The sequence below is a fragment of the Rheinheimera muenzenbergensis genome (genome assembly GCF_036984005.1).
Lineage (GTDB): Bacteria > Pseudomonadota > Gammaproteobacteria > Enterobacterales > Alteromonadaceae > Alishewanella > Alishewanella muenzenbergensis.
In genome coordinates this window covers 1-2,941 of record NZ_JALAAR010000036.1, presented here as the reverse complement: position 1 = coordinate 2,941, position 2,941 = coordinate 1, and the positions used below count along the sequence as shown (strand labels likewise).

The 2,941-nt window shown below is 51.5% G+C and carries 1 rRNA gene; it reads left to right on the top strand.

The window, feature by feature from the left end:
* The first annotated feature begins 20 nt into the window (after positions 1-20).
* Positions 21-2,903: ribosomal RNA gene (locus MN202_RS20315) — 23S ribosomal RNA — on the top strand.
* Positions 2,904-2,941: the final 38 nt, after the last annotated feature.

Below are 2,941 nucleotides of genomic sequence, written 5' to 3'. Positions count from 1 at the left end.
AAGACATTTTGGGGTTGTATGGTTAAGTGACTAAGCGTACACGGTGGATGCCTTGGCAGTCAGAGGCGATGAAGGACGTACTAACCTGCGAAAAGCTGTGGGAAGCCGGTAAGAGGCGTTAGACCCGCAGATATCCGAATGGGGAAACCCAGTGCATTTATGCACTATCCCAACATGAATACATAGTGTTGGGAGGCAAACCGGGAGAACTGAAACATCTAAGTACCCCGAGGAAAAGAAATCAACCGAGATTCCGTTAGTAGCGGCGAGCGAACGCGGAGTAGCCCTTAAGTTATTAAGGTGTTAGTGGAATGGCCTGGAAAGACCAGCGATACAGGGTGATAGCCCCGTACACGACAATGCTTTAGTAATGAAAACGAGTAGGACGGGACACGTGGTATCCTGTTTGAACATGGGGGGACCATCCTCCAAGGCTAAATACTCCTGACTGACCGATAGTGAACCAGTACCGTGAGGGAAAGGCGAAAAGAACCCCTGTAAGGGGAGTGAAATAGAACCTGAAACCGTGTACGTACAAGCAGTGGGAGCACCTTCGTGGTGTGACTGCGTACCTTTTGTATAATGGGTCAGCGACTTACATTCTGTAGCGAGGTTAACCGAATAGGGGAGCCGTAGGGAAACCGAGTCTTAACTGGGCGAATAGTTGCAGGGTGTAGACCCGAAACCGGGCGATCTATCCATGAGCAGGTTGAAGGTTGGGTAACACTAACTGGAGGACCGAACCCACATCTGTTGAAAAAGATGGGGATGACTTGTGGATCGGAGTGAAAGGCTAATCAAGCTCGGAGATATCTGGTTCTCCTCGAAAGCTATTTAGGTAGCGCCTCGAGCGAATACCATTGGGGGTAGAGCACTGTTTGGGCTAGGGGGTCATCCCGACTTACCAACCCCATGCAAACTCCGAATACCAATGAGTACTACTCGGGAGACACACGGCGGGTGCTAACGTCCGTCGTGAAAAGGGAAACAACCCAGACCGCCAGCTAAGGTCCCAAAGTAATGATTAAGTGGAAAACGATGTGGGAAGGCATAGACAGCTAGGAGGTTGGCTTAGAAGCAGCCACCCTTTAAAGAAAGCGTAATAGCTCACTAGTCGAGTCGGCCTGCGCGGAAGATGTAACGGGGCTAAATCATTCACCGAAGCTGCGGACTTGTGCTTGCACAAGTGGTAGAGGAGCGTTCTGTAAGCCTGCGAAGGTTATCCGGGAGGATGGCTGGAGGTATCAGAAGTGCGAATGCTGACATGAGTAACGATAAGGGGAGTGAAAAACTTCCCCGCCGAAAGACCAAGGGTTCCTATCCCATGCTAATCAGGGTAGGGTGAGTCGGCTCCTAAGGCGAGGCTGAAAGGCGTAGTCGATGGGAAACAGGTTAATATTCCTGTACCGGCCAATACTGCGATGGGGGGACGGAGAAAGCTAGGCAAGCGCGGCGTTGGTAGTCCGCGTGAAAGTACGTAGGTTGGTGGCTTAGGAAAATCCGGGCCGCTAAGACTGAGATACGAGACGAGTCACTACGGTGACGAAGTTGCTAACGCTATGCTTCCAGGAAAAGCCTCTAAGCTTCAGGTATTGGTGACCGTACCCTAAACCGACACAGGTGGTCAGGTAGAGCATACCAAGGCGCTTGAGAGAACTCGGCTGAAGGAACTAGGCAAAATAGTACCGTAACTTCGGGAGAAGGTACGCTCTTTGCTGTGAAGGACTTGCTCCGTAAGCAGCGAAGAGTCGCAGTGACCAGCTGGCTGCAACTGTTTATTAAAAACACAGCACTCTGCAAACTCGTAAGAGGACGTATAGGGTGTGACACCTGCCCGGTGCCGGAAGGTTAATTGATGGGGTTAGCGCAAGCGAAGCTCTTGATCGAAGCCCCGGTAAACGGCGGCCGTAACTATAACGGTCCTAAGGTAGCGAAATTCCTTGTCGGGTAAGTTCCGACCTGCACGAATGGTGTAATGATGGCCAGGCTGTCTCCAGCCGAGACTCAGTGAAATTGAAATTGCGGTGAAGATGCCGTATACCCGCGGCTAGACGGAAAGACCCCGTGAACCTTTACTATAGCTTGGCACTGAACATTGACCCTACATGTGTAGGATAGGTGGGAGGCTTTGAAGTTGGAACGCCAGTTCTGATGGAGCCGTCCTTGAAATACCACCCTTGTATGTTTGATGTTCTAACGTAGGTCCCTGAATCGGGATTGCGGACAGTGTCTGGTGGGTAGTTTGACTGGGGCGGTCTCCTCCTAAAGAGTAACGGAGGAGCACGAAGGTTGGCTAAGTACGGTCGGACATCGTACGGTTAGTGTAATGGTAGAAGCCAGCTTAACTGCGAGACAGACACGTCGAGCAGGTACGAAAGTAGGTCATAGTGATCCGGTGGTTCTGTATGGAAGGGCCATCGCTCAACGGATAAAAGGTACTCCGGGGATAACAGGCTGATACCGCCCAAGAGTTCATATCGACGGCGGTGTTTGGCACCTCGATGTCGGCTCATCACATCCTGGGGCTGAAGTCGGTCCCAAGGGTATGGCTGTTCGCCATTTAAAGTGGTACGCGAGCTGGGTTTAGAACGTCGTGAGACAGTTCGGTCCCTATCTGCCGTGGGCGTTGGATGATTGAGTGGAGTTGCTCCTAGTACGAGAGGACCGGAGTGAACGAACCGCTGGTGTTCGGGTTGTCATGCCAATGGCATTGCCCGGTAGCTACGTTCGGAACGGATAACCGCTGAAAGCATCTAAGCGGGAAGCCGGCCACAAGATGAGTCATCCCTTAGACTTCGAGTCTACTAAAGGGTCGTTGGAGACCACAACGTTGATAGGTGAGGTGTGGAAGCGTGGTGACACGTTAAGCTAACTCATACTAATTGCCCGAGAGGCTTAACCATACAACGCCCAAGATGTTTTAAGATACAGTGTGCATAAC